General features: G+C 54.7%; 20 protein-coding genes and 1 other annotated feature (1 of these 21 cut by a window edge). Of the genes, 10 read left to right on the top strand and 10 right to left on the bottom strand.

What is annotated here, in order from left to right:
- Positions 1-32, bottom strand: a binding site (T-box leader) (it extends 193 nt beyond the left edge of the window).
- Positions 33-90: 58 nt separating this feature from the next.
- The 3 genes from H5T64_03065 to H5T64_03055 form a co-directional block, all read right to left on the bottom strand.
- Complete coding sequence (locus H5T64_03065) at positions 91-582, bottom strand: L,D-transpeptidase (GenBank protein MBC7263322.1); 492 nt, start codon at positions 580-582, stop codon at positions 91-93.
- 752 nt (positions 583-1,334) lie between these two features.
- A complete protein-coding gene (gene rimO / locus H5T64_03060) occupies positions 1,335-2,678 on the bottom strand; it encodes a 30S ribosomal protein S12 methylthiotransferase RimO (GenBank protein MBC7263321.1) in 1,344 nt (447 codons plus the stop codon).
- Positions 2,679-2,741: 63 nt separating this feature from the next.
- Positions 2,742-3,560, bottom strand: a complete 819-nt coding sequence (locus tag H5T64_03055; GenBank protein MBC7263320.1) for a helix-turn-helix domain-containing protein — start codon at positions 3,558-3,560, stop codon at positions 2,742-2,744.
- A gap of 171 nt (positions 3,561-3,731) precedes the next feature.
- On the opposite strand from H5T64_03055, the gene H5T64_03050 reads away from it, so the two are divergent.
- The gene (locus H5T64_03050) at positions 3,732-5,084 is read left to right on the top strand and encodes an LCP family protein (GenBank protein ID MBC7263319.1); all 1,353 of its coding nucleotides are present in this window, start codon (positions 3,732-3,734) and stop codon (positions 5,082-5,084) included.
- A gap of 8 nt (positions 5,085-5,092) precedes the next feature.
- Here H5T64_03050 and amrS read toward each other — a convergent pair whose 3' ends face one another.
- Positions 5,093-6,109 (bottom strand): AmmeMemoRadiSam system radical SAM enzyme, encoded by a 1,017-nt coding sequence (gene amrS / locus H5T64_03045; GenBank protein ID MBC7263318.1) that lies wholly within the window; start codon positions 6,107-6,109, stop codon positions 5,093-5,095.
- 25 nt (positions 6,110-6,134) lie between these two features.
- Complete coding sequence (locus H5T64_03040) at positions 6,135-6,659, bottom strand: gamma carbonic anhydrase family protein (GenBank protein MBC7263317.1); 525 nt, start codon at positions 6,657-6,659, stop codon at positions 6,135-6,137.
- Positions 6,660-6,850: 191 nt separating this feature from the next.
- On the opposite strand from H5T64_03040, the gene lon reads away from it, so the two are divergent.
- The 4 genes from lon to H5T64_03020 all read left to right on the top strand — a co-directional run bounded on the left by lon (position 6,851) and on the right by H5T64_03020 (position 13,120).
- Positions 6,851-9,247, top strand: a complete 2,397-nt coding sequence (gene lon / locus H5T64_03035; protein ID MBC7263316.1) for an endopeptidase La — start codon at positions 6,851-6,853, stop codon at positions 9,245-9,247.
- 38 nt (positions 9,248-9,285) lie between these two features.
- Entirely contained in the window at positions 9,286-10,374 is a 1,089-nt protein-coding gene (locus H5T64_03030) for a hypothetical protein (protein ID MBC7263315.1), read from the top strand.
- A gap of 335 nt (positions 10,375-10,709) precedes the next feature.
- On the top strand, positions 10,710-11,390 hold the full coding sequence (locus tag H5T64_03025) for a PIG-L family deacetylase (GenBank protein MBC7263314.1): 681 nt from the start codon (positions 10,710-10,712) through the stop codon (positions 11,388-11,390).
- A gap of 1,265 nt (positions 11,391-12,655) precedes the next feature.
- A complete protein-coding gene (locus H5T64_03020) occupies positions 12,656-13,120 on the top strand; it encodes a hypothetical protein (protein MBC7263313.1) in 465 nt (154 codons plus the stop codon).
- Between the two features lie 89 nt (positions 13,121-13,209).
- Here H5T64_03020 and H5T64_03015 read toward each other — a convergent pair whose 3' ends face one another.
- The 4 genes from H5T64_03015 to H5T64_03000 form a co-directional block, all read right to left on the bottom strand.
- Positions 13,210-14,343: a ketoacyl-ACP synthase III gene (locus tag H5T64_03015; protein ID MBC7263312.1), complete on the bottom strand. Its 1,134-nt coding sequence runs from the start codon at positions 14,341-14,343 to the stop codon at positions 13,210-13,212.
- Between the two features lie 110 nt (positions 14,344-14,453).
- Entirely contained in the window at positions 14,454-14,795 is a 342-nt protein-coding gene (locus tag H5T64_03010; protein MBC7263311.1) for a hypothetical protein, read from the bottom strand.
- 116 nt (positions 14,796-14,911) lie between these two features.
- Positions 14,912-15,457 (bottom strand): sigma-70 family RNA polymerase sigma factor, encoded by a 546-nt coding sequence (locus H5T64_03005; GenBank protein MBC7263310.1) that lies wholly within the window; start codon positions 15,455-15,457, stop codon positions 14,912-14,914.
- A 115-nt stretch (positions 15,458-15,572) separates the two neighbouring features.
- On the bottom strand, positions 15,573-16,265 hold the full coding sequence (locus H5T64_03000; protein MBC7263309.1) for a hypothetical protein: 693 nt from the start codon (positions 16,263-16,265) through the stop codon (positions 15,573-15,575).
- Between the two features lie 147 nt (positions 16,266-16,412).
- Here H5T64_03000 and fabF point away from each other — a divergent pair, with 147 nt between their 5' ends.
- The 5 genes from fabF (at position 16,413) to H5T64_02975 (ending at position 23,546) form a co-directional block, all read left to right on the top strand.
- Entirely contained in the window at positions 16,413-17,666 is a 1,254-nt protein-coding gene (fabF, locus tag H5T64_02995) for a beta-ketoacyl-ACP synthase II (protein MBC7263308.1), read from the top strand.
- A gap of 160 nt (positions 17,667-17,826) precedes the next feature.
- Positions 17,827-18,489: a hypothetical protein gene (locus H5T64_02990; protein ID MBC7263307.1), complete on the top strand. Its 663-nt coding sequence runs from the start codon at positions 17,827-17,829 to the stop codon at positions 18,487-18,489.
- A gap of 89 nt (positions 18,490-18,578) precedes the next feature.
- On the top strand, positions 18,579-19,163 hold the full coding sequence (locus H5T64_02985; protein ID MBC7263306.1) for an aminoacyl-tRNA hydrolase: 585 nt from the start codon (positions 18,579-18,581) through the stop codon (positions 19,161-19,163).
- Positions 19,160-22,678, top strand: coding sequence for a transcription-repair coupling factor (gene mfd / locus H5T64_02980; GenBank protein ID MBC7263305.1), 3,519 nt, complete (start codon positions 19,160-19,162; stop codon positions 22,676-22,678). The genes H5T64_02985 and mfd overlap by 4 nt, the downstream gene beginning before the upstream one ends.
- Before the next feature lie 16 nt (positions 22,679-22,694).
- Complete coding sequence (locus H5T64_02975) at positions 22,695-23,546, top strand: hypothetical protein (protein ID MBC7263304.1); 852 nt, start codon at positions 22,695-22,697, stop codon at positions 23,544-23,546.
- Here H5T64_02975 and H5T64_02970 read toward each other — a convergent pair.
- Positions 23,543-25,843, bottom strand: coding sequence for an alpha-galactosidase (locus tag H5T64_02970; GenBank protein MBC7263303.1), 2,301 nt, complete (start codon positions 25,841-25,843; stop codon positions 23,543-23,545). The two genes, H5T64_02975 and H5T64_02970, sit on opposite strands and share 4 nt — an antisense overlap.
- Between the last annotated feature and the right edge of the window lie 34 nt (positions 25,844-25,877).

Genomic DNA, 25,877 nt, shown 5'->3' with positions numbered 1-25,877 from the left:
GTGTCCGTACTCTTCTCCTTCATCGCCGTTTGTGCCATATCATTAATTCGCTTTATACCACAGAGCCACGATCCTGTCAAGCCGCGCATTTCACTCACGCACGACCACCAGAGTGCCAGGTATGGAGACTGTGGATTGCACTTCGAACTCGCCAGGGGCTAATGTTGGCTCTGTCCAATTGAACAACCATCGGGCATCCTCAACTGTCAGGTTTACACATCCGTGACTAACCGGCCGGCCGAAATCATTGTGCCAGTATGCACCGTGAAGGGCGTAAGCACCGAAGAAGTATTGAACGTAAGGCACATCGGCCAGGTAGTACCCAGGCCCGGACATGTCTTGTTTGAGCAACTTACGATAAATCCGAAATTGCCCTACCGGGGTCGGCGTCCAAGCGGTGCCCGTGGATACAAGGGCAATGAAAATTGGGACGTCTCCCTCATAGGCCACGAGTGTCTGCGCGCTCAGATCAATCTCAATGCGTTTCTCCTTGTTTCCTTCACCGGTGGTTGCCAAACCAGCAAGAGTGTCTTCCGGTCCGATTGGCAGTGAGGCCACAGGCGTTGCTGACAAAGGGGGCATAGCGGTCTCAACAAATGTCGGCGCAGCTATTGGTGTCACTGTTGGCAGCGCAACCGAGTTGGAATCCGCAGAGGACGCCATTGCAGCCGTAGAAATGATCGCCTCCGCAATCGGCGATTCCATTGTAGTAGGAGTGAGTGACGGGGAAACTGATTTCGAGGTAATGCCACTTGTCAATGGAGACAGCGGCAAAGAAAAATTCGTTCCGTGCTGAAGTCCAATCACGATACAGAAGATAATGGCCGTTATCACGAGGCTGCGAATTAGAAGTCTCCTGAGGGCAGCTAGTGAGAAAGAAGATTTAGGCACTGGCCGCCGCTTTGCCGTCACTGATGCAAGATGCCGACGTGCCCAATGGATACCCGCTTTCGCTCGGCCGCTGTTCGGATTGATGACAAGGGCCCTGTCCAGATAGGCGAGGGCTTGTTCGCGATTGTCGGCTAGACCTGCTTGCCACAGCCACGCTTCCTCGCACCGGGGATCTAGTTCAAGTGCTCTGCGGAAGCATCTCCTGGCCGTGGACCACCGCCCGATTTCGGCGGTGGTTTTTCCCAGCCACACCAGATTGCGTACTCGCACCACGTGAGCTTCGCGGCTACGACGAAAGGGATTCATCTCGCGCGGTCTTTCTATGTAGATTGTGGGCGGGATGATCAGGCAATATAAATTATAGCACAGAATCGATACTAAGTCAAATAATAGTATCTATATAGGCTCTATTTCGTATCTAATTATCTAAAGGGTTGTTAGCCCTATCCGTCTTCACGAGTCACCACGCCGAGCAAGTCATACTCCAGCGCGCTTGTTATCATCACTGGCTGCATTTCGCCAATTGGCCATTCTCCATCTATCAGCACGTAACCATCTATCTCGGGTGCATCGCGGTAGAAGCGACCGATGCTGATACCGTCGCCTGCCCCTTCTATCAACACATCAAACGTACGGCCTACCCAGCGTTGGTTGCGGCGGTGCGAGATCTCTTGCTGGAGGGCCATAGCCTCAGTATAACGCGCCTCCTTGACTACCTCAGGCACTTGATCTGGCAGTGAAGCGGCTGCTGTTCCCTCTTCCCGCGAGTAGGTGAAGATGCCGACGTGGTCAAAAGCGACCTCTTCCATGAAATCCAGAAGGGTTTGAAATTCGGTATCAGTTTCGCCGGGAAAGCCGACGATAAAGGTTGTTCGCAGGACTATGTCAGGCATAGCAGAGCGCAGGCTCTCGATTAGGCGGCGCACAGCATCTACGTCGCTCGGACGTTTCATGCGGCGTAGAACGGCTGGGTGTGCATGTTGTAGGGGTAGATCGAGATAGCGGCAGACGGAGGGATGCTCGGCCATGACTTGTATGAGCCTGGACGTGACGTGTTGTGGGTAAGCGTACATCACCCGCAGCCACGTTCCACGAGGCACCCAGTGGACCATGTCTTCTAACAGATGCGCCAGCCCTTCGCGCTCACCCCAATCGTGGCCATAGGCGGTGGTGTCCTGAGCAATAAGAATGATTTCCCGCATACCCACCGCCGTCAATTGTTGCACCTCGGTGCGGATGAGTTCTTTCGGCTTGCTTTGGGCAGGGCCTTTGATCATCGGTATCACGCAGAAGGTACAGGGAGCACTACATCCATCGGCAATCTTAAGATAAGCAGTCTTAACGCCAGGGGAGATGTGACGAACTAGTGGGGCGACAATGGACGGAGAGACAGAGTGACGGATGCGCTGGTTCGATGCACTGGATAGGTTGTCTAATATTTCCGCAATGCGTGCCCAGTGTCGTGTGCTGAGGCAGGCATCTACAGCAGGTATCGCAGCCTGCAACTCCCCTCCATTACGCTCTGACAGACAACCTGCAGCCACTAGTTTTTGGCCAGGGCGCTTCTGCTCAGCTATTTCGCGCAAGACAGCGAGGGACTCCTGACGCGCAGCCTCAATAAAGGCGCACGTATTAACAATGATGAAAGTAGCGGCAGTAGGTTCTGCGCACTCATGATATCCTGCCTCCAAAAGAATCTGCGTCATACCTTCAGAATCAACGGTATTCTTGGGGCAGCCCAACGTCAGCAGGTAAAAACTCCTATCCACCAGACACACTCCACGCATAAAAGGCTGGCCACTAGGTCCAGCCCGTTTGATACACAGATACGATATATCGTAAAGTGTCGGCTATCGCGACGGCGTTTGCAACAGCACGATTGTGGGGCCAGGCGTGCTCATCAAAGAAGGTGGACCCGTCACCCGGCTCCATTCCACGCGCACGGGCGCAGGTTCCGAGGAAAGCGGCCCATAAGGCTGACCATTCACAGTGGCAACCACACCCATGCCAAAGCCGCAATGCACATACACCCGTTCCTTCCCGGTCCAGGTGCGCCGCTCCCCCGCCTCCAGAATGCCAGTGAACACTTCCACACCATCAACCAAAACCCGTAACCAGGCTCGCTGGACGATCTGCAAATCAACCCGCACGCCAGGCTCCGGCGTAGGGGAGTGAGTAGGTGTCGCTGTTGGCAGCAATGTGGCCGTGTGGGTGGGCATCAGTAGCGAGGGTGTGGCAGTAGGTAGCAGGAATGTAGGTGTGGCTGTCGGTGAGAAGCCGGGGAGCATGATATATCCATGCTGGATGGCCCATCCACCCAGGCCGACAACAAGAGCCAGGAGCGCAACGGCTGCTAACATCAAAAGGAGGCGTGATACCACAGGCGGTACCAGTACGGCCTCTTCCATGGTTGGGAGAACAAGCGGGGTTTCGGGTTCCGGAGGTGGGGCACCCTCAAGTCTCAAAACTTCTTCAGGATTGAGGCCCAGATAGGTGGCGTAGTTGCGAATGAACCCGCGGACGAACACCAGCGGTGGCAAATTCCCGTAGTTTTCTTCCTCGATAGCCTGAAGGTATAGGGCCCGTATTTTCGTTGCTTCTTCTGCCTGCGCCAGTGAAATGCCCTTCGCCTCTCGCGCGCTACGCAGGGATTCACCCATTCTCGCCATGGTTGCGCTCCTGATGGTCAGAGTCGCGGTAATCTTAATAGCCAGGTGAATAAATGTCAAATAATGACGACTAAATTCGTAGAAGATGACTTGCCATTCAGGGTGCGCTTTGGCACATGGCTTAGGAATGTGTTATACTTTACATGCAAATCCAGTCATTCAGGAGGATGAATGGGAAAGGGCGCTGCAGCACCATCCAGAGTGCCGAGCTGGCAACAGGCTTTATTGACCATGTTGCTTTTTGCTTTCCTGGCTGGTGGCTTGTTCGCTGGCTACCTCTTCTATAGCACTGTTCGCGATATTGTGGCCCACGCCCAGTTTACCCTGCTCCCCAATTGGCCTCACGCGCAACTTGGCCGAAACCCAGACGACCAGTTGCCCCAGTGGGAGAAGAGAGAGCGCGTCAATATCCTTATTCTGGGCATTGATCAGCGGCGCAATGACCCCGGTCCCTGGCGCACCGATACGATGATCCTGGCCACGGTAGATCCAGCGAGTAAGACCGCCGCCATGCTATCCATACCGCGTGACTTGTGGGTTACCATCCCTGGATATGGTGAGAATCGCATCAACACCGCCCATTTTCTCGGCCAAAAGGACAATTATCCTGGTGGTGGACCAGCCTTGGCGAAAAAGACGGTTCAATACACACTGGGCGTGCCAGTACATTATTATGTGCGCTTGAATTTCGACGGTTTCGAGAAATTAATAGATACCATCGGGGGCATTGACATCAACGTGGAACGTGCCATTCACGATGAGCAATATCCCGATGAGAACTACGGCTATATGACAGTAGACATTCCAGCGGGCTTCCAGCACATGGATGGCAAAACGGCACTCCAGTACGCTCGTTCACGTCACGGGGGCAGCGATTTTGAGCGCTCTCGCCGCCAGCAGCAGGTCATACTTGCCGTTCGTGATAAAGTGCTTAGTCTGAACATTCCTCTTACCAAGATACCCGAGGTCCTCAGATTACTTGGCTCATCGGTGCAAACCGACCTCAATCTGGATGAGATGTACCGGCTGGCACAGTTGCTTCGCGAGATAGATCAGGAGAACATTGAGAGCGCCTTCATTGACCAGAACATGACCACACCTACCGTCACGCCCGAGGGTTGGGCCGTATTGATCCCCCAGAAGGAGAAAGTCAGAGAGTTAGTTTCCCGCCTGTTCAGTTCGACTGCGCCAGAAAGCGTGCCTGGACAGAACCAGTTGGCTGCTGAGGCGGCTACGATCGAGGTCCAAAATGGCACCCAGACGGCTGGCCTGGCCCAGCGTACCTATGAGTATTTGAAACAAGTGGGCTATAACGTCGTGGCTTTCAGCAATGCCGATCGTTCGGACTACCCCAAAACAGTGATCGTTGACTATACCGGCAAGCACTACACTGTTAGCGCATTGGCTGCACTGTTCGCGGTCGAACCCGAAAACATTCGACATTCACCGGATGTACCCAGTGGAGTCGATATCCGCCTCATCTTAGGTCAAGACTACGCCGATAAGGTGCTGAGCGCTCCCTAATTCAGTGTTTACAATCCCACGCCATCTATCATAGTGCCGCAGTAGGGACAGTGGCCGTCTTGGATAACGTTCTCGGTGACGCTGAAACCATAGCGGCGGATAAGGAGCCGGCCACACTGATAGCAATAGGTGTTCTCCCCCTCGGCCCATGGCACGTTACCCTCATAGACGTAGCGTAACCCCGCTTCTCGCCCGATATCGCGTGCTCGATGCAGCGTGGATAAAGGCGTAGCCGAACGATCGAGCATTTTGTAATCGGGGTGAAAGCGGCTGACGTGCCAGGGTGTCTCGGGCCCCAACTCTTTGACTAAGAACTCAGCCAATTCGCGCAACTCGGCTTCGGAATCGTTCATGTCGGGTACGAGCAGAGTAGTCACTTCAACCCACACGCCCTGCTGCTTCATGTACTTGAGTGCATCTAAAACCGGCTGGAGCTTGGCTTTACAGACGCGGCGGTAAGTTTCGTCGCGGAAAGCCTTGAGGTCCACATTAGCCGCGTCCAAATAGGGCTTATATGCTTCAAGCATCTCAGTGGTCATATAACCGTTGGTGACGTAGATGTTCGCAATACCCGCAGCACGGGCCAGCACAGATGTATCATAAGTGTATTCAAAAAAGACCGTCGGTTCCGTGTAGGTATATGCGATACTCCGGCAGTTGTAGTGGCGCGCTCCGGCCACGATCATTTCCGGTGAAGTTTCCCGTTCTCGAAACTCCCGCCCTTCTCGGGGAGCCTGGGAAATCTCCCAGTTCTGGCAGAAATCACATCGGAAGTTACATCCGACAGTAGCCACAGAATAAGTTAATGAACCGGGATGGAAGTGGAAAAGCGGTTTCTTTTCCACTGGGTCAATCGCCTGAGACACCGCCCGCCCGTAAACGAGGGAGTACAGCGTGCCACCTTGGTTCTCGCGCACCAGACAGATGCCACGTTTACCATCCGCAATGTGGCACCGGTGGGCACATAGATAACACTGCACCGCATTGCCTTCCAGTCTGTTATAAAGCGCTGCTTCTTTCTTCATTGCAGCACCTCCTTTTCCCCGAGCCTCACCGCAATAACTTCAACCCCTGAGGATAGCGTCTGGCCAAATCTACGTAAAGGTCCTTGAAAGACGTCCAAATCGCCTTGTACTCATCATTGACCACCCCAATCACTTTGGCAGGGATCCCAACGGCAATTTGTCCCGTAGGTACCTGACTCCGTTGGGTAACCACAGCCCCTTCGCCTACCACACTCCACTCGCCCACAACCGACCAATCGCTTACCACCGCGCCCATGCCAATGATCGCCCAGTCGTGTATTGTGGCATTGTGAATCACCGAGCCATGACCTATGGTAACATAGGAGCCAATGCTTGTGCGTTCTCCAGGGCGGGCGTGAATAACGCAGTTATCCTCCACGCTCGTGTGAGAGCCAATCACAATTTCCCCGTAGTCACCGCGCAGGCTAGCACCTGGACCGATCCAGCAACCAGCCCCGATTCTCACCAAACCGATGATTTGGGCAGATGGGTGCACATACGCGTTCTCTCCAATTTCCGGAACACGACCCTCGAACTCGTAGATTGCCATCGTGCGATTCCTTTCCGATAGAGTGACATGTAGCCCTGATACAATTATCTAAAATGGGCGCTATTTAGTAATTATTCTACCCCAGGTAACAATCCAATCGCAAACGAGTGGTTGACAACTCTTCCCTCGGGCGATATAATTCAGTTACCTGCAAGTGGACGACTTTGAGAATGGAGGATTTGGTTCTCCCAATGATAGAATTTGATGGTGTGAAATTTCCGACCCTACCGTTGACGGACAGCGAGGAACCGTTTGAGGCACCAGTGGTTCCTGTGCGTGATACAGTGTTGTTCCCCCACATGGTGGTCCCACTTTTTGTAGGACGCGATCGTTCCATCCGCGCTGTCGAAGCGGCTATGGCGAACGACCAGCGCATCGTCGTCTTCGCTCAGCGGGATCCCGAAGTCCAGGACCCCAGCGAAAGCGACTTGTACACCGTGGGAACAGAGGCTGTCATCGGGCGGATGTGGCGCATGCCCGATGGGACCACGAGCGTCTTTGTGCAAGGCCGACAGCGGGTGCGGTTAGAGGGCTTTGTGCAGAGTGCACCCTATATCACTGCCCATGTAACCCCCGTGAAGGAGACGATCGAACAGACCCTGGCCACAGAGGCATTGATGCGAGCAGTGCTGGCTTTGTTTGAGAAATGTGTGCGCCTGAGTCGCAGTCTGCCTGACGATGCCTATGTTTTAGCGATGAATATCGAGGACCCAAGTTGGCTGGCCGATCTGGTAGCCCATACCCTCACTCTAAGTGTGGAAAGGCGGCAGGAGCTACTGGAAACGTTCAATGCCAACACACGCCTGCAGAAAGTGAGCATTCTGCTGGGCAAGGAACTTGACGTTTTGGAATTGGAGAACCGTATCCATTCCCAAGTACAACAGGAGGTGGACAAGAGCCAGCGCGAATTCTTCCTGCGCGAACAGATGCGGGTGATACAAAGCGAACTTGGCGAGAGCGACCCTATGATGCAGGAAATAAACGAATTGCGAGAGCGAATCGCGCAGAAAGCGTGGCCAGCGGAGGTGCGCAGTAAAGCAGAGGCAGAATTGGCCCGTCTGGCTGCCATGCCCCCTATGGCCCCGGAAATCGCAGTGATTCGAACTTATCTGGACTGGCTCTTGGAATTGCCCTGGACTGAAGCCAGCGAAGACAATTTGGATATCAATCACGCCGCCAAGGTGTTAGATGAAAATCATTACGGTTTGCCGAAAGCGAAGGAACGCATCTTAGAGTATATCGCTGTCCGAAAAATGGCAGCGAATAAAATGCGCAGCCCCATCCTTTGCTTTGTGGGACCTCCTGGCACGGGTAAAACATCGCTGGGCAAATCTATTGCTCAGGCGCTAGGACGCAAGTTTGTGCGTGTCAGTCTAGGTGGCATTCGCGACGAGGCGGAGATACGCGGACACCGCCGCACCTACGTGGGGGCACTGCCGGGGCGCATTATCCAGACCATGCGCCGGGCCGGAACAATCAATCCGCTATTCATGCTCGATGAAATCGATAAGGTGGGGATCGACTTTCGTGGAGACCCCTCAGCGGCGCTGCTTGAGGTGCTTGATCCAGAGCAGAACTTCGCCTTCTCCGACCATTATTTGGAAGTACCATACGATCTTTCCAAAGTTATCTTCATCACTACAGCCAACATCCTCGATCCCGTCCCACCCGCTCTGCAGGATAGGATGGAAGTGATCGAGTTCCCCGGTTATATTGAAGAGGAAAAAATAGAGATTGCGAAGCAATTTCTGATCCCGCGTCAGATCGAAGAACACGGGCTCTCCTCACTTCATTTCCCCGAGGAGACGATCAAGCAAATCATACGCGAGTACACACACGAGGCTGGAGTGCGCAACCTCGAGCGAGAGATCGCTAACATCTGCCGTAAAGTAACGCGACGGATAGCAGAGGGCAAACGCGCCCCCACCCACGTCACAGGTCGTTCCCTAATTAAGTACCTAGGGCCGCCACGTTTCACCTTTGGCATGGCGGAAGAGGACGACGAAATTGGCGTAGCCACCACTTTGGCGTGGACGGAGGCTGGCGGCGATACCATGCCTGTGGAGGTCAGTGTCATGCCAGGCAAAGGGCAACTCCTGCTGACAGGGCAGTTGGGCGAGGTGATGCAGGAATCGGCTCAAGCGGCATTGAGTTATGCCCGCTCACATGCTAAAGCGTTAGGTATTGAAAATGTGGATTTCGACAAAGTGGACATCCACATCCACGTACCAGAGGGGGCAATACCGAAGGATGGCCCATCGGCAGGCATCACCATGGCCACTGCGCTGGTTTCAGCCCTGACGCGCCGACCTGTGCACCGCGAAGTGGGCATGACTGGTGAAATCACGCTGCGCGGACGCGTGCTGCCCATCGGCGGTTTACGAGAAAAGGCTCTGGCGGCTTACCGCGCCGGGCTGAAAAAGTTGCTTATCCCACGCAAGAACGAGAAAGACCTGGTGGATATCCCCCAGAAAGTCAAACGGGAACTGGACTTCGTTCTGGTAGAGCATATGGCTGAGGTGTTACCGGTGGCTCTTGTGTCTGAAACTGCAACATCACGCAAGAAGGTGACGTCGAGCCAAGCATAGGGGAGCGCACGGCTCTGGTCATCACAAGGAGGGGTGAGATGGTACAAAGAGCCTCTTTCAACCGCGCAGTCCTGCTCATCACTGCGATCGGCAGCCTGCTGTTTGGCGCGTGCAAAACTGAGGAGACCAAAACACCCCTCTGGGTGGATTTCAGAGCCCCGGAGGTGTTAGGCGACAACGTCGTGGACGTGCGGCGTTTCGACGCAGATTTCGATGGCGAAGACGAATGGGTAGTGCTCTATTTGATGGAAAATATCAATGGAACCGGGCCCATCGGTGTGCTCGTGTACGATTCTGACCGTGGCAATCCACCTATCATATACCCCTACAAGTTGCGGATGCCAGGGCAAGGTCGGCTTGGCTATTATCATGGAGATCCGGAGAAAATACCAACGCAGATCAGCAAAATAAGCATTTTGACCCCGATGGACGCAAATAGGCCCCAATTGATGGTCTCCAGCGGTACTGAACTGGCGATCATCAAAGTCAATGATAAGCCTGGGGGACCTCTGGGCCAGCCGTTCGATAGCCCCGACACGCCTGTCTATGAATGCATCGGTTATTTCCAGGGCAACGCTGGGGTGAACGTCATCACCGATACCCAGACGGTCGAGGTCTATACTACCGATCCAAACGAACGAAGTGGCTTCATCGTGGTCAAGGCTTACAAATTAGACCCCCAAACCAACACCTTTTTCAAATCACTGACCAATCAACTGGTAGACCCAAGCGAGGCTTATCTAACGTTCCCCGGAGGTCGCCCACCAGCCAACGTCATGGAATCACCATATCCTGAGAAGATCGTGCTATCCTTCTACCTTTGGCTCCCATCCGCCCCGGACTCCGCTAAACAACTCCTGAGCAAGGCGGCCGCGGAGCAACTCGGGAAGAAAACACTGAATTACGGCTCCCCTTGGCCAACGGACAAACTCAAGCGCGTCTTGGTTAAAGAGATCCGGTATTACCCACCAGGCGAGGATTCGACTGCAGCCACTGTGGAACTCACCGCCATCTTTGTCAGCGAGGCAGGTACACAGAGCCCGCCGGCGAGAATACGCTGGAATCTCACCCGCGTGCCTGAGGGCGATAAGAACCTATGGAAAATGGACCAGGTTACTATTCTGTAGCCATCGGATAGCGTGTAATAGATGGTCTCGGGATCGAGATCCATTTCGACAGAAAGCGTGCAGAGCCTGCCGGTCGAGAACATCCTCCACAGAGAACCTCGCCCAACGGGTGCCTCGCTACAGATCACGGACTGTTTTCACAGCACACGGTCACTTCCATGATGTTGCGATGCCGCGTTATCCTTCACGCGCAGTAATGAGGCTACGCCAAGGGGGTTGGACGGCTATATGCAATAAGATCCCACTAGCGCATGAGATATTTTGGCTAGGAGCCGCAATGGAAACATATCGAATGGATTGAGGGGTGAAGATACGTGTCAGCGAAGAAAACGATCATGGTCATCGTTGCTCACCCAGATGATGCTGAGTTTACAGTAGCGGGTTCCGTGGCCCGGTGGGTGGCTGAAGGGCACGACGTCATTTACGTGATTTGCACAGATGGCAGCCGAGGCAGCAACAACCCACAAATGAGCCCGGAACAGATGGCGCTGGTCCGTCAGCAAGAACAGCGCGAAGCAGCACGCATACTGGGCCTCAAGGATGTGGTTTTCCTGGGCTATGCTGATGGCACATTACAGGCCACCCTGGAACTACGCCGTGACATCACGCGCGAGATCCGCCGCTACAAGCCAGATTTGGTGGTGTGCGGTGACCCCCGCGTGCGTATATACAATAGCACATACCTGAACCATCCTGACCACCGCGCTGCCGCTGATGCGGCCTTGGACGCGGTGTTCCCGTCAGCGGAAACACGCTTCGTTTTCCCCGAATTGCTGGACGAAGGATTGGAGCCGCACAAGGTGAAAGAGGTGTATTTGTCCGGTACCCTGGAACCGGATACTTGGATAGACATCACCGATTTCATAGATCAGAAAATCGCTGCTCTGAAAGCACATAAAAGTCAGGTCGGAGAAGGCGCCTGGGTGGAGGAAATGATACGTGGCTGGAATAGTGCAACGGCTCAGGGGCATGGCATGGCCTACGCCGAGGCTTTCAAGCGAATCGAATTGGAGTAGCGAACTGGAGAAGACAGTGCAGCACCCACCAGAAAAGAGTGTAGATACCAAATAGCACCCTATTAGATACTTATATTTGACTTATGAGCCTTTTTATGCTATAATAGGATTTGAACCACAAGAGAGTCAAGGAGATCAGAAGGGGAACTCTTCCCTACCTGTGAGAATCGAAGAACATATTCGCTTGCTGCGGTTGAGGCACTGAGCGGACGCGCATACGCTGACAGACACTATCGTCGAAACGCAGCAAACAACAGCGAATCCAACCGCAAACAAATTTCCGCCCACGCCAACGTACGGAGGCAACATCGATGCCTACATCCACACGCACAAGGCCTTCCGCCCGGCTTGGCTGTCAAGGACAGCGACGAAGTGGGTTACCTGATCAAGCAATCGCCGCTTTATGGTCATTGCGTCACTCTGGCACGGCGAGAATTTCCGATACGCAACTTGCCGCCATTGAGCGTCAAATGCTCGCCATCACTGTGGGGTGGCCGATCCCACGTGCTATACCCCCTGATGCTCGTCTGGCGCTAACAACGCTCAATATCGTCTGGTTAGAGATGTTAGAAGCCGATGCGGCAAGGGCGTGGAATATCATAGCCCGTATGGCGGCCCGCAGAGGCTCGCTCGAAGTATCAGATGCCCTCGGGGCACAACAATTGCTCGAAGCATTGTTGACGGGTAACGCGAGCAGTCCCATTTCCACTCAACTTGTGAACTGGCTACAATGGTGGCCAAATATCCTGCGGCGTTATTACCCAGGGATTAACTGCTCAGATTGCCAATTGAGGGATCTTCCTTTCCCTCGTCTTCCCGTTGATCTCCCATTCCCCTGCCGAAGCAACCAAAATGGCCCCTGTCTGGGGTTCTCTCCCAGAGGGCAGCCCCTATACATCACGCTACCCCCAGAGTGGTCTCCGGACAATGTGCCTCGCAACTGCACGAACATGCAAGAGTTGATCCGAGCTTATGAGGTTGCTCGACTCAAGCAAGGCATAGGCGCTCAGCAGGGGACTATAACAAACCTGCGCCTTGCATCGCCCGCCCCTCGACAGCAACTTAGCAATAGTCGTTCCCTGACAGCGTCCCTACCTGCTTGGCTTGGCAGAACTACACGCCCATTCGTTAGTTGGGAGATTTTCGACGACATTTCCCTGGCAGAACTGAATTCGGGTTTCGTCACCGTCTTGGAATTGATATCAGGAAAAGCAGGACCGTTCTGGTCAGTACTGTGGATCCCTCTGACTACAATGGACGAATTTATGGCTAGACTGAAGAGCGCTAACGAAGGTAAGGCTTGGTTTGATGTGCACTGGGACTCCCGATCTGCCAACTATTGCGCTACATTGATCCCTCCCCAAGGCACTTCGCAACCATCGCTTCGCTGGCGGCTCGATGGCAACATTGAACGACGCTGGCCATTTGGGCAGCTCGCCGAGGTCCTACGCGGAGTCTGGCAGGGTCTTCCACCTGCCGTCGTGCCACCCGCTTCCCGCTGGCATCCCTCTCTGTTCAGGGTGCGAATCATTGATCGCGAAAGGAGCCCTACCCTCATAGCGGGGGTCATCGATGGTGAAGAATGGCTGCATTTCGCCGAGGCTGGTCGGATCCCGGACTTTTACCGCGCGTTAGTGCAATTCATCCCCAGTCTGACCCACCAATCTACGAAGCCCGTTCGCCACTCGCTGACATTGGGACAACCACGCTGCATGGCTGTAGCAGCCTAGATTTCTGATTATTCAAAGTGATTTCCCCAATTCGGCAAAGAAAGAAGCCGCCTGCACTTGCACAGGCGGCTTCTATGTCCTAGGAAGTTCTATCTTCGGTCGTTGCGGGTGAAGAAGGGCAGAAGTAAGGCCGAAAGAGCAGATGCAGCTGTGCTACTCACCACCTCGACGACCTCGCGCACATTCTCGAAAAAACGGGCCAGTGGCCAATCCACAGCGATAGGCATCTCTCTCGACACACCCGTCGATACTACTGCCGAAGCCCACGTAAGCCCTGCACCGAAACTGATAAGCAGGACATTGTCGCCCTCTCGAATGCGCCCCTGCTCGAAGGCCTCGCATAAAGCAATGGGCACCGAAGCTGCCGATGTATTCGCATAGTGGTCGACATTCACAAAAATCTTTTCCAAGGGGAAATGGAGTCGCCGGCTGGCATATTCTATAAAACGAGCGCTGGATTGCTGAGGTATGAGCAGATCAATCTCATCGGGATGGAGACTGCTGCCCGCAACCGCTGCTTTTGCCGTTGGACCAATGATCTTCGCGGCGAAGCGGAGGATGCGTTTCCCATCCATGCGAATGCGGTGCAGTTTTTTATCGAGCGCCTCTTGATCAAACGGATGGGCGCTGCCGCCAGCGGGAATATAAAGCGCATCATAATTTTCGCCATCGGAGCCCAGATCAAAGGACAACACCCCACATGGCTCGCGACTGGCCTGCAGTACTACTGCACCCGCGCCATCGCCGAATAGCACACACGTCCGCCGATCGGTCCAATCCATAAACTTGGAGATGATCTCCGCGCCCACCACCAGAGCATTACGATAGGTACCAGTAGCAATAAACTGGCTAGCGGTCGCCAGCCCGTAGATGAAGCCACTGCACCCAGCACGGAGGTCGAAGGCAGCAGCGCGCTTGGCTCCGAACCGCCCCTGTAGGACGCTGGCTCCGCTTGGTACCTGATAATCTGGGGAAGACGTGGCCAGGATGATCAAATCCAAGTCCTTTGCAGCCAATCCTGCAACCTTGAGCGCCTCCTGACTTGCATGAAAGGCCATATCCACAGTAGTTTCATCGTCGGCCACCACACGGCGCTCACGGATTCCCGTATGAGACACGATCCACTCGTCACTAGTATCCACAATCTTTGCCAAGTCGTCGTTAGTCACAACCTTTTTGGGCAGGTATTTGCCCCAGCCCACTAAACGAGCATAGAATGTCAATTGATCACCTCCAGAATTCGCCTTTGCACCCTGCGAAAAGAAAACGAGCACCGAGCCGGGCCCCGGTGCCCGTTCTCATTGCTATCCTCATTCAGTTGATGGTTAGGGCATCAATGCGCCCTTCCCGCGATGCGGCTACGCAATAGATAGGCAACACTGCCCGCAAATACTGCTGCCGCACCGATGAGCAACCCGCGCTGATACCGCGGGGCCTGGTGCATCAGCACCGGCTGTAGTTCCGCATGCCCGGCCATCTGCATGAGATTAGCGCGCAATTGTTCACGAAATTGTGGCGATGGCCTCGCTGGAGCCAGAACCCACTTTACGCGAATGGCCAGGTCTATCAGCGGCGACAGGATGGCCACTGTTTCGGTGCCTTGCGGTTCATATAGTTGCCCACAATTCAGTGCATCTGCATGTTCAGACAACATATCTTCAACACTCACTGCCATCTTGGAACCAAAGCCTCCTTGCTTTGTTCGCGTCGTCGCGAGAAATGAACTGTAATAGAGATGGACGTATCGAGACGGATACGAAAGCGAATGGGAACACCTCACCTCAAATGCTTTTACGGCTGTTCGTTTTGTAGTTCCTCACGCAGAGCCACAAGGGTACGATGATAAAGTGACTTGATAGCCCCCTCGCTACGCCCCATGATGGCCCCGATCTCAGCATTCGACAGTCCTTCGCTGAATTTCAAGATCAGCAACTGCTGGCGCTCGGGGCTCAGACGTCGAATGGCACGGCGTAGTGCTGCTTCCTGCTCCTGATTCTGGAGGACCCCTTCAAGCCCGTCGCCCTCCCCATCGGCAGTAACTAGGTCGTCCAGACAAACAACCTTGCGCCGGCTACGGTCGCGATGCCAGTTTGCAACTAGGTTGTGGGCAATCCGGTAGAGCCAGGCGGAAAACGGTACACCCCGTGGAACGTAGTACCGAATGTTGGCTAGAGCACGATAGAAGGTACGAGCGGTCAGATCCTCCGCATCACGTTGGTTTCCCGTCCTTTGATAAATGTAGTTGTAAATCTTGTCTACGTGTAACTCGTAAAGTATACCAAAGGCAGATGGATCTTGCTTGGCTCTCTCCACGAGTGTGCGTTCTTCGACATCCATTCTCTCGGGTTCACCTTATTGCCCGAGGTATCACTTTTAGAAACACCATCGGGCTACACAAGTTACGGGCAACGAGGGGTCTGCTGATATGAGTGGCAACGAGGATGGCTTAACACTATGTCGAAAAAATAGCCAGAGCCTCTTGGAGAAACCCTGCTAACCGCCGGCGGTTCTCGTAACTCAGTTCTTGGAGATACCGTTGGTACTGCCGGGTACAGGCTAAAAGCTGGTCGAGTACCGAGACGTCCCCCGTTTTTGACAGAGTTGAGCCTATACTAAGGCCTATCAATGTGCCCAGGCTCCACTCTCCACCTGAGCGAAGGGCACTGAGAACGCGATGATCGTTGGCAATCTCCAGAGCGCCGTTGAGGTTCAGAAGCAAAGCGCCGATCATGCGAGCGCAAAATTCGAGAGGCGACCGACAATCCCGCAGATTCGAGAGCGCATCCCGCAAGGCTTCCAATGGGTCCGACTTATAGGCTCCTCGCAGTCGCTGCAAAATTTCCGCTCTGAAGCGGTTCCAATCTTCGTTCACCTTCAGATCACCATGCCGCGACATCAAAAACCGAGCGTTATGAGTAGGATAGAAGAAAACCGATGAGCGCCCTGGACTTGAGTGAGTGCTATCGAGATGATATTCGGAGGCAACTAAGCCCTTCGTTTCCAGCAAACGCAGCATGTCATAAGCAGAATACCGGCTCACGCCGAGGGCCTGAGCCACGATGGAATAGTGGACGGCGCGGCCACCAGCGTTATACAGTTCCACCAATTTGGATAAGAAAGCCTGCTGCCGCGGGGTCAGATCCATCTCACGCCTCCGGCGTTTCCAAAAATTCCAAACTTTGGGCTAATTCTACGCACTCTACCCCTCTTTGTCAAAGTCCCTGCGGCTCCGCACGTCCTTTTGCTCCCTTTTGGTGTTAATATATGGGAAATGAATTCGGGAGGCTCTCCTATGGCGAAACTTAGACGAGTGGTCATCACCGGCATGGGGGTTATTACTCCTCTTGGCCTAACAGTGGCAGACTTCTGGGAAAAACTTTGCCAAGGACAATCCGGCGTACGGAGAGTTAGCAGGTTCGATGTCAGCGAGTATCCAGCCAAGGTCATGGGCGAGGTTGTAGATTTCGACCCTGAGAACTACTTCGAACGGCGCGAGGCGCGCCGCATGGCATTGTTTACCCAATATGGGTGTGCAGCCCTCAAACAAGCCATGGAAGATGCCGGAATTGACATGGCTTGCGAGGATGCCAGCAGAGTGGGGGTTGAGATAGGCAGTGCCATAGGTGGGATTATCCCCATCGTGGAGCAGGCTACAGTTTTTCGGGAGAAGGGTTGGCGCCACGTGAATCCCGCTTTCTTGCCGAGCATCCTGACCAGCACAGCTGCGTGTCACGCCGCGGTCCTGTTTGGCTTTAAGGGTCCGACTATGAGCCCCGTGGCGGCCTGTGCCACCGGCAATGCTGCCATCGGCGACGCCATGCGACGTATTCAGCATGGCGATGCGGACGTAATGCTAGCGGGAGGCACTGAGGCGGTTGAGTTGCCACTTGCCTTCGCCATTTTCGGACGGCTGGGGGCGCTCTCCAGCGGCCACGAAGACAATCCTCCCAAGGCCATCCGTCCCTTCGACAAAAACCGTGACGGCACAGTTATGAGTGATGGTGCCGCAGTCGTCGTTTTAGAGGAATGGGAACACGCCATGCGTAGAGATGCACCGATTCTGGCTGAAATAGTAGGCTATGCGCTGACGGAGGATGCCTACCATCTTGTGGCGCCGGACCCTACTGGCGATGGAGCAGCGCGTGCTATGAGGGCGGCCATTGCTGACGCTGGGATGTCACCGGACGAGATAGATCTCATTATACCCCATGGGACCGGCACACCCTTGAATGATGTGTCTGAGACGCTGGCCATCAAGGCCGTCTTCGGCGAGCAGGCTTACCGGATACCCGTCAGCGCCAACAAGTCCATGCTTGGCCACATGCTGGGAGCGGCAGGAGCCATCTCTACAGTGGCAGCGGTACTATCCATGCGGGATAACATCATCCCACCCACCATCAACCTCGAAACGCCGGACCCAGAATGCGACTTAGACTATGTACCCAAAGTTGCCCGCAAGACGCGAGTGGATGCAGTTCTGATCAATGGCTTCGGCTTTGGCGGACAAAACGCCACATTGGTGATGCGCCGTGTGGACGGCGTATAAGCGTAACTCTATTCGAGAATTCGCAAGAGGCTGGCCTTCCTTTGGGCCAGCCTCTTTGCTATATCGCCGTATTCACGCTAGCGCTTTGGAGTTGCCAATAGAGATGTTCTATGGTAAACTTTCGTTTAACCATGTGTTCATTGAGGGAGTGCACAGCGCCATGAAAAAGCCACTGGCTGTCCTGCTTATTTCCACCATCATAGTTATTGTTGTTCACACACGCATGACAGCAATTCAGGCTGCTATGCCCGCGAATCAGGCGCAGGCGGTCATCACGTCACCAAACATGAACGCCGTTGTGCGTGGTAATGTGGTCATCACTGGCTCAGCCACCCACCCGAATTTTTGGAAATATGAGGTTTATTTTGCACCCGAACCGAATCCGGAGAATCGCTGGGTTCTCATCGGCCTGCATGAGAACCAGGTCGTTGACGGCTATCTGGAAACATGGAATACCCAGAACATCCCAGATGGTAGTTACAGCCTTCTTTTGCGGGTAGTGGATAAGACGGGTAACTATCAGGAATATTACGTCCGCCAGATTTCCGTCGCCAACGCCATTCCGACGGACACACCGATGCCCACCCTGACAGCCACAGCGACCTACACTCCGCTCCCGGCAGCAACGCCAACCTTTATCATCCCTGGAACGCCATTGACATTGCCATCGCCTACCCCTACCCTCGCCCGACCACCAATTGGCGATCTTTCTACCTTACTCGATGTGAAGGCTTGGCAAAGTGCGTTTTGTATGGGCGCACAAATTATGATAGCGGCGGTAATCGTAGTCGGCATCCTATTTGCGCTGCGTCGTTTTATGTAAACTAATTCGTCTTACATCCAAAAGGAAGTTTGCACAGCGAGGGGCTAGTCAGCAAGATTAGCCCCTACAAGTGTTGGAGAAGATGCAAGGTGAAAATGATCGTGGGATTAGGCAACCCAGGCCAAAAGTATGCTAAGAGCCGACATAATGTGGGCTTCCAGTGCGTAGATGCCCTGGCTGCAGTTTATGCACTCTCATTCGACAAGATACAGTTCAAAGCCCTTACTGCACAGGGGGAAATAGAGGACGTCGCTGTTGTACTGGCAAAGCCGCTCACTTTCATGAACTTGAGCGGCCAATCAGTGCGTTCCCTTGTGCAGTGGTATCAAGTTGGACTAGAAGATCTGCTAGTGGTGTATGATGATTTGGATTTGCCACTGGGTCACATTCGACTGCGAGCCAGCGGAGGCGCTGGAGGCCACAAGGGGATGCTCTCCGTTATACAGGCACTGGGGACTCAAGAATTTCCCCGACTTCGAGTGGGCATCGGTCGGCCCGTACGGGGCGATCCAGAGATGTACGTCTTACGAAATTTCACTCGGACACAGTGGACCCTCATGAAACGCGCCTACGATGAGGCAGTCGCGGCTATGGTTTGTTTCCTGACCGAGGGGATTACTGCTGCCATGAACCGGTTTAATGCCGTTGTTATAAATGATCAGGCACGGGGATGAATCTCAGCGGACTCTTGCCCCTAATCGAGGACACCGCGAACTATCGCCGTTTCCTGGATGGGCTACAACAGCTGGCCACTGCAGAGCAAGGCTCGTCGTCTCTCACGTTAAGCCTCTTGAATGCAGCCCGTCCTTCGTTTATTGCTGCCCTGCAGCGCCACTGGCCAGGGCACATCCTGTTGGTCACACCCAGTCCAGAACAGGCACGACAGGCTTACGAACAAGTGCGCATCTGGTCAGCAAGACCAGACAGAGTGCGATATTTCCCCGCTCCTGATGCCCTGTTTTACGACCGCACCCCCTGGGACGGTGAGACCATCCACCAGCGCATATCGGTCCTTGCCTGGCTGACGTCCACCGGTTGGAAAGAAGAGGGCAGCGTCATCGTTACTTCGGCATGGGCGTTTATGACCTGCACCATTCCGCCCGAATACGTGCGCCAAGGTATCATGACCCTTCATCGCGGTCAAAAGGCGAACATCAACGACCTGATCAGGAATTGGCTGGATCACGGTTATCAGCTTGTGCCTGTCGTCGAAGAGGCAGGGACTTTCAGTCATCGGGGCGGCATTGTAGACATCTACCCACCTCATCGAGAGGATCCGGTCCGCATCGAATTCTCTGGCAACGAGATAGAAAGCCTGCGCTCCTTCGATCCGGTGAGCCAGCGGTCAAAGCAATTTATGGAATCGGTCGAGATTATCCCTGCCAGCGAGGCTTTGCCTCGTTATGCCGCAAATGCTCGAGCATTTCTGGATCACCTGGCGGCTCGCCCAGATAGCCTATCGGAGGGCCGACTGCACCGCGACCTACCCTTACTGGAGACCGGTGTCTATTTCCGGGGAATGGAGTTTTACTTGGCATGTTTGGCGCCGCAGCCCTGCACATTATCCGATTACTTGCCGCCCTCTACGCTATTCGTTTTCGATGACCGACGGGAGAGCGAGAGCGCTGCGAAGAGGCTTGAAGCGCAAGCCGTCGCTTTGCGGGCTGAATTGGAGGAGAGCGGCGAACTGCCACCAGATTTCCCAGTGCCCTATATTGAGTGGCCTGAACTGGCTTCATTGCTAACGGGGCGACCTGCTCTGCATCTGGGAATAGACGAGGATACAGAAGAAGCAATCGAACCTGGTGTCTGGGGGCTCAGCGAGCATTTCGGAGGCCGATTGAACGCCGTGATCGAGAAATGCGCTGTTAGGAAATCCGCCGGTGACCGAGTGATCATGGTCAGTAGACAGGCTTCACGTCTGGCAGATCTCTTGCGTGAACGCGACCTCTACGTCACCCCCACAGAAGATGTGGCCACCCCGCCACCGCCCGGCAGTCTGACACTGGTGCAAGGATCTCTGGCTGAAGGGTGGACCTTGCATCTCCCGGAGTCCAGGAGTTCGTGCATCGTCTGGACCGACAAAGAGATATTCGGGTGGGCACGTCGGCGCAGCCTTGTGCAGCGTAAGAGGCCAGCAGCCCCTGAAGCCTTCTTTGCCGAATTGCATGAGGGCGATTACGTCGTACATATCGAACACGGGATCGCAATCTATCGTGGTTTAGTGCGCAAAGTCGTGGACGGCACGGAGCGTGAGTACCTAGACCTCGAATACGACGCGGGAGACCGACTCTATGTGCCTGTCAGCCAAATAGACCGAGTCAGTCGCTACATCGGTCTTGGTCATCGTATGCCAACCTTGCATCGCCTCGGCTCTGCTGACTGGGCTCGAGTGCGCGCCCGTGCAAAAAAGGCTGTAGCCGAAATCGCTTCTGAACTACTGGAACTATATGCTGCCCGCGAAGTGGTACAAGGGTTCGCCTTTTCACCTGACACGCCTTGGCAGGCTGAACTTGAGGCCTCCTTTCCCTACGAAGAGACCGAGGATCAGTTGCGCGCATTAGCCGAGGTCAAGGCCGACATGGAGAAGCCTAAGCCGATGGACCGGCTCATCTGCGGGGATGTAGGATACGGGAAGACCGAAGTCGCGCTTCGAGCAGCATTCAAGGCGGCGATGGATGGCAAGCAGGTGGCAATGCTCGTGCCCACTACCGTTCTGGCACAACAACACCTTATCACGTTTAGGGAACGCCTGGCTCCTTTTCCTATCACGGTGGAGATGCTCTCTCGCTTCTGCTCACCAATAGAACAAAGGCGAGTGCTGGACGGCCTACGTAAGGGTGGTGTGGACATTGTCATTGGCACACACCGCCTGCTCCAGAAAGATGTGGAGTTTAAGGATTTGGGGCTCGTCATCGTGGATGAGGAGCAGCGCTTCGGTGTCGCACACAAGGAGTGGTTAAAACAAGTGCGGCGGCAGGTGGATGTGCTCACCCTCACCGCCACACCCATCCCTCGCACTTTGCACCTGGCTCTCACTGGCATCCGAGACATGAGCACCATTGACACGCCTCCAGAGCAACGATTGCCCATTCGGACGCAGGTAGCTCCATACGAGGAGGGACTGATACGCAAAGCCATTTTGCGAGAATTGGAACGCGGAGGGCAAGTGTATTTCGTCCATAATCGGGTCATGGGCATCCATCTGATGGCTCAGCGTCTGCAGCGCATTGTCCCAGAAGCGAGAATTGCAATCGCTCATGGGCAAATGGACGAGGAGGCACTCTCCAAAGTGATGCTGGACTTCACTGCCGGCAAGTACGACGTGTTGGTGTGTACATCGATTATCGAGAGCGGCCTGGATATTCCCAACGTGAACACCATTATCATCAACCGTGCCGATACCTTCGGATTGGCGCAGCTATACCAGTTGCGCGGGCGGGTGGGACGCAGTTCGAGCCAGGCTTACGCCTATTTCCTTTATAGCCCCCGGGAGAGCCTCTCTGCCATTTCTCGCAGCCGGCTCCAGGCCATACTAGAGGCAAGCGAGTTAGGCGCCGGGTTCCGCATCGCCATGCGCGATTTAGAGATACGCGGTGCAGGCGAGATCCTAGGCACAGAGCAGCACGGCCACATCGCTGCAGTGGGCTTTGACCTCTACACACGGCTGCTGGCCCAGGCAGTAAGGGAACTTCGAGCGCAACGAGAGGGACGCACGATAATGAGCGGCGATATGCCCGATGTACCGGTTCTGCCCACTGTTGAATTGCCTTTAGAAGCACGATTGCCAGAGGAATATATCCCGGACGAGAACCTGCGCTTGCGGGTATACCACCGGCTGGCAGGGCTAACCACGCTGTCGGCCATTGACGAGGCGGCGAGCGAGATAGCCGATCGCTTCGGAGACCCACCCCAATCAGTGGACAACTTATTCTATGTCTTGCGCATTCGTCTCTTGGCGGCCCAAGCACGCATACACAGCATTGGCCGTGACAACAATCACCTGGCACTGCGTTTGAACCGGCCCGTCGAGTCGTGGGAAAGCAAAGTAATAGAAAGTTTTGGCCAGTGCGTTTGGATGGGGCAGAGACAAATCTGGGTGGCAATAGATAAAGACGCTACCTGGCGCGGTGTATTACTACAATTGTTGAAAGCGTTGAGCCGTTCTCCGGGCAGCAACACCGTTTGAAAGGAGCAATATGAGCATGGGGACCTTGATTTTCCCGCCACCAAAAGAGCGAGCAACGAGGAGATTAACCGGTGAAGCGCGCGTGCCATACCGCTTGCCCGCAGTGAAAGTGATCGAGGTGACTCGCGCCGTAGTCCTGGGACGGAAGAGATCCATCGCCAGAGACGCACAGTGGCTGGTCTTGCATATGCCCCACCCGCCAGTCGTACTGGGAGTCGAGAACATCCCAGCAACTGGCTCACTGGTGATCACGCTGAACCACCACAGCGCACCCGGTGCGGATTCCTGGTGGGGACCTGCCGTGATCCAGAGCATACTAGCACATCATCGGGCAGCAGGCGAAAGTGACGTACACTGGATCATGACCAATCAGTGGAGTTACGAAGACGCTCTACGTAGCCTGATCATCACCCCGACTACGCGATGGCTCTTCACCCGTATGGCCACTTGCTATGGCGGTATCCCTATGCCGCCCATGCCGCCCAGGCCAGGAGAGGTCCATGAGAGAGCACAGGCGGTTCGGAAAACGCTGGCCATTGCGCAAAAGGGCGGCGAGGTGATGATCGGACTAGCTCCCGAGGGGAGAGATAGCGCCGACGGCGCACTTACCGACCCGCCGCCAGGTACAGGACGCTTCATCCTCAGAATTTGCCAACACGGTCTGCGAATATTGCCCGCCGGTGTTTACCTGAACGATGGTATTTTGACTGTGCAATTTGGGAAGCCCTACGTCTTGCATCCCCCGCCAGGTATGTCCAAAGAAGAACTCGACCGCTGGGCCAGCGATCGACTGATGACTGCTATCGCTCGTTTATTACCTGAACGGTTGCGCGGCCGCTATGCCTCTCTGGCAGACAGCGCTTTCTAACGCTCATAAAGTAGATCTATCACTGCCGCATCTGTCAATCGCAGCCCAACAGAGTAGATTCCCTCCGCCACTGGCACCAATTTTTGTCGGCGCCCGTTCACTTTTACGCCAAGCGCACGATAAGGTTTGGGAATGCAGAAGAGAATTTTCCCTTTTTGCACGCCAGGCTTGTTCAGAATGACCCGTAACCTACCGTCGGTGACCTCCACACTCTGTATCTCTGCTGCTCCTTGAGCCACGTGGAACGTAGAGGTGAATATCGCTGGTTCTGCCGACACAGGCCTGATCAACAAGAGTACAGTCTCATGAGGCTGATGTCGCTTGATAGTCACTTGGTCCGAGGTACGGCCCAGATAGCGACGATGCCAGTAATGGTAAATGTGGTATTCTCCATCGGGCAAGCCGAGGTGCGACAAATGCAGTGTGGTTTTCCGAGTCTTGTCTTCCCAGTTCACTAACCCTACCACCCACCAGTTCCCCCATGGCCTTTGCACGGGTAGCACCAGTACCTCCGGACGCTCTCGCTCAAATAAATCTACCGGAATGGCGCTCTCCCCTAAGGGGGGCAATACTTGACGCAGGTACTTGAGACGCCCTGGCCGGATCACTGCCAGGTTGTCGCTGTTCAAAGTGAGCCCACCCAACAAGCCGACCAGCGAGGTCATAGTACGCATCTCGTTGAGCACCAGGCTGGATTCATCGCCCCTGTGTCGCACGAGCAGACAATCAGGGTCATTCAACCAGAGACGGCGATGCATGAAACTGCGAGTGATAGAGGTGTGCAGACTGTTCCGAGCCGATGGGTAGGAGAGGTCCGCCCAGAGCGGTTCCCAGTCCATGTGCACATCTGGGCCGACGCGCATCCCATCCACCAGTCCAACTGATGTGGCCAATGGCGCGCCACATCCCAAGATGAACGCATCGCCAACTGCCTCGCGGATGATCTCTAACCCGCGTCGGAGAGTCTGAGCACGGGTGAGTCGCGGATTGTGGCGCACTCCAGGCAGAGCAGCCGCGTACAGAAAATCGAGTTTGAACAGTTCGCATCCCCATTCTTGGCGCATAGTGTGGTAGACGCTCCGTAACCATTCTTCGACCTGAGGGGTGGTCAGATCCAGTGCGTAAGTATCCACACCCCAGTGTTGCCAAGCCACCACTGGCGCCCCTTGGGCATCGCGCAGAATCCAATCGGGGTGCTCCGCACAGAGTCGCGAGTGCGCCTCAGCCGCGAACGGGGCGGTCCAGATAGCCAGTTTACGTCCGGCAGCGCGGATCCGTTCACCGACAGCAGCCATGCCTTCGGGGTATTTCTCCAAGTTGGGAGTAAGCCAATCGCCAATGGCGCTCTGGTAACCATCGTCAATCAGCACGTATTCAAGGGGCAGTTTGTAATGTTCTAAGGATTTGAGGTTGGCTTCGATATCGTGTATTCGATCTTCCCCGTAAAAGTAGTACCAAGTGCACCAACCGGTTGGCACCACCTTGGGCACCGTAGCACCCATGACCTCACCTAAGCGAGCAGCGTAATAACGAAGCAATTCCAAGGGGTTGCTATCCAAGCGGATGAGAAGACGCTCAGAAGCATAGGATTCACCAGGAGCGAGGGGATAATCATCGGCATAAGAAGTAGCGCGCAGGGCCCGGAACTCGTCATCGGTCAAGTCCAACCTGATCTCGGAGAGTTGATTGCGCGCCGTAACGAAGCCAAGAAGCAACGGCGAATCCCCTCGGATAGTGCCTGGCCCAGGGGTGATCACTGTAAACCATTCACTGCTCAGACTCTTGATAGCCTGAGAAAGGGGATGAGGCTGATGTTTGATGCGGTAATCATCCGTGTTTGGGTCAATGTAAATTCCATCGTCGGTGCGTCGAGCAAAGGCAGGTGACCAAGACTGCCAGCCATGTTGAAAGAAACGCCACTCAGCCAGCGGGGTCTCATAGCCGAGCCTGCCACCCAGTTCGGCAGCCACGTTTAGGACGCACAGTTCCTGCAGCCGGACCTCGCGTTTGCCGATGTTGCGTACCTCGACCCAGCAGAATATGTCTTCGCCCAACGCAATCTGCCATGACAATTCCAGATGTTGATCTGAGACACTCAGACTAACCCGATCAGGTGAGACACCATAGGCTGCCTTGCCCTGGACCAGTGAAATGGCCCTTTCGTCGTTATGCAGAAGATACTTGACTGCCGCGGTAGCGTTTGCCAGAAGTGTCCGAGTGCCATCTACAAATTGGATGAGCCCGGTCTTGGGGTCGAGGATCAGGCGATCGCGGAGACGGATTTGTCCTTTGCTCACGGTATTCACCCTCTCTGACGAAAGCAAAAGTGGG

The organism is Chloroflexota bacterium, assembly GCA_014360825.1.
Classification (GTDB): Bacteria; Chloroflexota; Anaerolineae; order UBA2200; family JACIWT01; genus JACIWT01.
The sequence above is the reverse complement of the archived record's forward strand: the minus strand, read 5'-3'. Positions and strand labels throughout refer to the sequence as shown.